Here is a 4,612-nt window from a genome sequence, read left to right as displayed (position 1 = left end):
CCCGACGGTGCGGCACCCCTCTCGCGTCCTGTCGTCCGGCGACCCGGACGTCGCGCGCCTACGGCTCACGGCCGCGCACGCCCGACGGCGTCACGTACCGCTCGTCGTCGCCTCGCCCGTGGTGTCGGTCGAGCCGGTGGCACCGGGTCGGCGGCCTCCGCCACCCATGCCTCCCGTGCCGCCGCCCGCGAGCTCGCCCGCGGTGGCCGTCGCGACCTGCGTGGCCCCGTCGGTGCTGCCGTCCGACGAGAGGCCCGTCGTGTCGGCCGAGCCGAGCGTGCCGCCGGCCTGGAAGACGTACGTCGCGCCCGTCGTGATCTCGGGCGACGAGTAGACGATGTTCTCCGTGTCCTTGGTGACCTCGTAGGACACGAGGGTCGTGCCGTCGTCGGACAGCACGTGGACCACGGTTCCGGCGGTGGCGGTCTGGTCGAGGTTCGCCGCGACCCAGCCCTGCGACGAGTCGGTGTCCGGGGCGACCGCCATGCCCGAGCTGCCCGCCGCGAGCAGCGTGCCCCCCGAGATCGTGAACGCCCCGGCGGTGTCGAGCGCGCCGTTGCCGGAGTTCGTCGGGCCCTGGACCACGGTCGTGCCGCCCGTGATCTCGATGGTCCCGTTGCTGTCCAGGCCGTCTCCGCCCGCGTCGACCACGAGGGTCCCGCCCGAGATCTTGAGCCAGTAGTCGCCGGTGTCGGCGCTCTCGCCCCCGGGGCCACCGCCCTGGCCACCTGCCTGCCCGCCGGGGGCGGTGCCGTCTGGCATCTCGCCGTCGGGCATCGCGGGCCGCTCGCCTGCCGTGCCGTCGCCCGGCGCGGCTCCGTCGGGCATGGCCGGCATCTCGCCGTCGGTCGGGGGAGTGAAGTCGTCGGGCATCTCGCCGTCGCCCGCGGGGGCATCCTGCTGCGCGGCGCCGTCCTGCGTGGTGCCCGCAGCGTCCGACGTGGTGCTCGTACCGCCCGCGGCGTTCACGCCGTCGTCCGAGGACGTGACCTTGACGTCGCCGCCCGCGAGCGTGATGGTCGCCCCTTCGAGGCCCTCGACCGACTCGGTGACCGTGAGGGTGCCGTCCGAGACCGTGAGGTCGCCGTCGGCGTGGACACCGTCGTCTCCCGAGGCGAGCGTGATCTCGCCGTCCGAGACCGACACCGCACCGTTCGAGTGCAGGCCGTCGTCGGCGGCGTCGACGCTCACGTCGGCACTGCCGCCGACCACGACGCCCACGTCGCCCTTGATGCCCTTGGCCGAGGCGTCCTCGGCGACCTCGGCGCCCACGCCCCCGGCGGCGGCGATGGAGACGGTCGCGTCGGCGACGATCGCGTCGGTCTCGGCCTGGATGCCGTCGTCGCCCGACGTGATGTCGACGGTCCCGCCGAGGACCGCGACGTAGCCCATGGTCTCGTCGTCGGCGTTGGTCGACTTGAGGCCGTCGGCGACCGCCGTGACCGTGATCGACGCGTCGTCCGTCACGACCAGGTAGTCCTTGCCGCGGATGCCGTCGTCGCCCGCGTCGACCGTGAGGGTCCCGCCGGCGACCACCAGACCGTCCTTGCTCACGATCCCGTCGGTCGAGGCGCTGACCACGTCGAGCGAGCCCGTGCCCCCGATCGTCAGGTCGGCCGAGGAGAACAGGGCGCCGTCGGGCTCGTCGGTGCTGCCGTCACCGTCCGCGTCGGCAGCCGCCCCCGTGGCCTCGAGGTGGTTCGTCGAACCGTCGGCCAGGACGACGACGGCGCTCGCCGCGTCGTCCACGACCAGTGCCGAGGTCGTCGAGCTCGTGACGCTCGCACCGTCGAGCACGAGGCGCACCACGCCGTCGCCCGACGAGGCCACGACGACCTGCCCGTCGGTCAGCTCGCCCGTGACGCGGTAGGTGCCGGCCTGGGTGATCGTGACGGTCGAGCCGTCCACGGTCACGCCGTCGCCGTCGGCCTGGGCCGAGTCTCCTTCGAGGGAGATCGCCACCTCCTCGGACTCGTCCCAGGTGAGGTCCTCGTCGTCGGCTCCCGAGGCGTGCGGCTCGGCGTTCGCCGACATGGCCTCCTCGGGGGTCAGGCCTGCGACGGCGGTCGACGCGGTGGTGGCGGACGCGGCGTCGCTCGTGGTGGCGCTCGTGCTCTCGCCGGCGTCGGCCGTGCAGCCGACGAGCGCGGTGGCGGTGAGGGTGGCGGTCAGGACCGCGGTGGTGACGGTGGTCGGTCTGCGGAGTCGCATCAGGTGCTCCTGTCGTGGGAGGTGGTGAGGGAGGGCTCGACGTAGCGGCGGATGACGCGCCGCCACGGCGTACCCGGCAGGTCGGGGCGGAGGACCGCCAGACCCGTGCCGTACTTGGAGATGCGCTGCGGCCGGTGGCCGCTGCGCCAGAGCAGGTGGTCGAGGCACGACGGCGTCGACCCGGTCTTGGTCTCGACGACCACGAGGTCGGGGACCGCCGCGGTGCGGCCCGCGGGCGTGCCCTCGTCGAGCAGCCACGTGAGGTCGGTGTCGAGCGTCGCGCGGGCGGCCGGTGCGCCCGGTGCGTTCCCGGGGAGGAACAGCGTGGTCCGTCGGTAGCGGGTCACGAGCCCGGCCGAGAGCGGCAGGTCCGCCGCCGCAGGGATCGCGGCGTCGTCGAGCGTCGCGGACACGAAGCGGCGGCCGTCGCCGAGCGCGCACCGGGCGTCGGGCTCGTGCTCGACGCGCTCCTTGACGGTCGACCCGCGGGCCGCGCGCGTCTTGACCTCGAGCCACGCCTCTCCCGAGTCCAGGTAGGTGCGGGTACGGACCTTGAACCGGCGGCGGCGCCGGTGCGCCGCCAGGTGGTAGCTCGTGAGGTCGGGGGTGTCGAAGTACACCGACTCGTACGCGAAGTCGCGACGTCCGTCGATGTCGAGGACCCGCACGCCCGGCTCCCTCTCGACCAGGTCGGCGAGCACCGTGCGCGCCTCGGCCCGGTGCAGGACGTACTTGCGGTCGATCCGCGTCTGGAGCGAGGCCGACTCGACGAGCTCGTCGAGCGAGATGGGGGAGAACCCCGCGTGGGGTGCGGCGAGGGTGTCGGGCGTGGCGCCGTCGGGCAGGTACGTGGTCATGCCGACACCTGCCCCGTGCCCGTGGCGCCCGGGAGCGCTGCGGCGACCGGCACGCCGCCGCTGCTGGCGATGACGCCTCCGCCCGGCGCGACCTCGTAGCGGACGTCGACCAGGGTCGTGTCGTTGACCAGGTCGAGGCGCTGGACCGAGGCCGAGTGGACGTGCGCGCCCAGGAGCTGCTCGAGGTAGGCGACGAGGCCGGCCTCGTCGGGGAACGCGCGGTCGAGCATGATGACCTGGCTGCGGTGGCGGCGCAGGAGGCGCGGGTGGTCCGCGGCCGCCATGACCACCAGGATCAGGGCGCTGCCCGCGACGCCGAGCCAGCCAGCGCTCGCGCCGAGCCCGCCGAGGAGACCCAGGGCGAGGGCGGCGAAGTAGTAGGCGACCTCGTGCTGCGACAGCTCGGTCGAGCGCAGGCGGATGATCGACAGGACACCGAAGAGGCCGAGACCCAGGCCCGCGCCGACCGTGCTGCTCGCGAGCGTCGCGGCGACGGCCAGGACACCCACGTTGACGCCCAGGTAGGCGACGACCAGGTCGCGGCGCCGGTGACGCGGGAAGTAGAGGCCGAACGTCAGGACGAGCACGGCGACGAGGTCGACGAGGTACAGCACGAGCTGTGGGGGCTGGGTCACGGGTGACCTCCAGGTGACGGGGAAGTGAACTCCTCCAGTGAGCCGTCCGAACCTGTGAGGTCCCTATGACCCGGGGTAGCCGGGGATATGAGTTCGCAGACGCCCGATTCGGTCCTCACGCTCTGAGCGGGTATCCTTCTGCAGCCGGGAGTTCTCGGCTGGGTAGCGTGTCCGAGTGGCCTAAGGAGCACGCCTCGAAAGCGTGTGTGGGTGAAAGTCCACCGTGAGTTCGAATCTCACCGCTACCGCAAGTACGAAGGGTCCCGACCAGTGGTCGGGACCCTTCGTCGTTGGTGCCGGCCTGGCCCGCGATCTCGCGCCACCTGCTGCGGGTCGTGGCGGCGCGTGCGGGACGCTCGCGCCCTGTCCGTCTCCAGGGGGAGGTTGGGTTGTTCGTGCAGTCACCACAATTGTGGTGGCTGCGCGAACAACACACCCCACCTCCCCGGCCACCGCCCGGACTCACCCCGCCGAGACCCGACCGGCCCCCCAGCCCCATTGGTGAAAGAGTGTCCCCGTGACTTCGAACGACGCCGAGCGCCCAGACGACCAGCCGAGACCGTCGGGCGCCTTCCCCGGCGCGCCCGACGTCGAGTCGGTCTTCCCCGAGGGGCAGGCACCCAGCGGCGAGCCCGGCGACGGCTCGGCGGGGGCCCCGGCGCCCGGCGCAGCCGTGAGGTCCAGGCGGCGCTGGTCGTTCGCGCGCGAGGTCGGCGTGATCGTCGTCGCGGCCCTCGTCATCTCGTTCCTCATCAAGACGTTCGTGGTCCAGCCGTTCGTCATCCCGAGCGAGTCGATGGAGAACACCCTCATCAAGGACGACAGGGTCCTGGCCTCGCGGTTCGTCCCTCGCTTCCTCGACATCCACCGTGGCGACGTGGTGGTCTTCAAGGACCCGGGCGGGGGGGG

General features: G+C 73.0%; 4 protein-coding genes and 1 tRNA gene. 2 read left to right on the top strand and 3 right to left on the bottom strand.

What is annotated here, in order from left to right:
• Positions 1-90 precede the first annotated feature (90 nt).
• The 3 genes from H9641_RS15545 to H9641_RS15535 are packed head-to-tail and all read right to left on the bottom strand — an operon-like array spanning position 91 to position 3,703.
• Entirely contained in the window at positions 91-2,211 is a 2,121-nt protein-coding gene (locus H9641_RS15545) for a carbohydrate-binding domain-containing protein (RefSeq protein WP_191805339.1), read from the bottom strand.
• The gene (locus tag H9641_RS15540; protein WP_191805338.1) at positions 2,211-3,068 is read right to left on the bottom strand and encodes a polyphosphate polymerase domain-containing protein; all 858 of its coding nucleotides are present in this window, start codon (positions 3,066-3,068) and stop codon (positions 2,211-2,213) included. The genes H9641_RS15545 and H9641_RS15540 overlap by 1 nt, the downstream gene beginning before the upstream one ends.
• A complete protein-coding gene (locus tag H9641_RS15535) occupies positions 3,065-3,703 on the bottom strand; it encodes a DUF4956 domain-containing protein (RefSeq protein WP_191805337.1) in 639 nt (212 codons plus the stop codon). The genes H9641_RS15540 and H9641_RS15535 overlap by 4 nt, the downstream gene beginning before the upstream one ends.
• A gap of 161 nt (positions 3,704-3,864) precedes the next feature.
• On the opposite strand from H9641_RS15535, the gene H9641_RS15530 reads away from it, so the two are divergent.
• Together H9641_RS15530 and lepB are read left to right on the top strand one after the other, a co-directional pair.
• Positions 3,865-3,951 (top strand) — tRNA-Ser (locus H9641_RS15530).
• 269 nt (positions 3,952-4,220) lie between these two features.
• On the top strand, positions 4,221-4,612 hold a 392-nt coding region (lepB, locus tag H9641_RS20790), incomplete at its 3' end, for a signal peptidase I (protein WP_318244630.1).

The sequence above is a fragment of the Oerskovia merdavium genome, from assembly GCF_014836755.1.
Lineage (GTDB): Bacteria > Actinomycetota > Actinomycetes > Actinomycetales > Cellulomonadaceae > Oerskovia > Oerskovia merdavium.
Note: the sequence above shows the minus strand (reverse complement) of the source record. Positions and strands in the feature narration are given on the sequence as shown.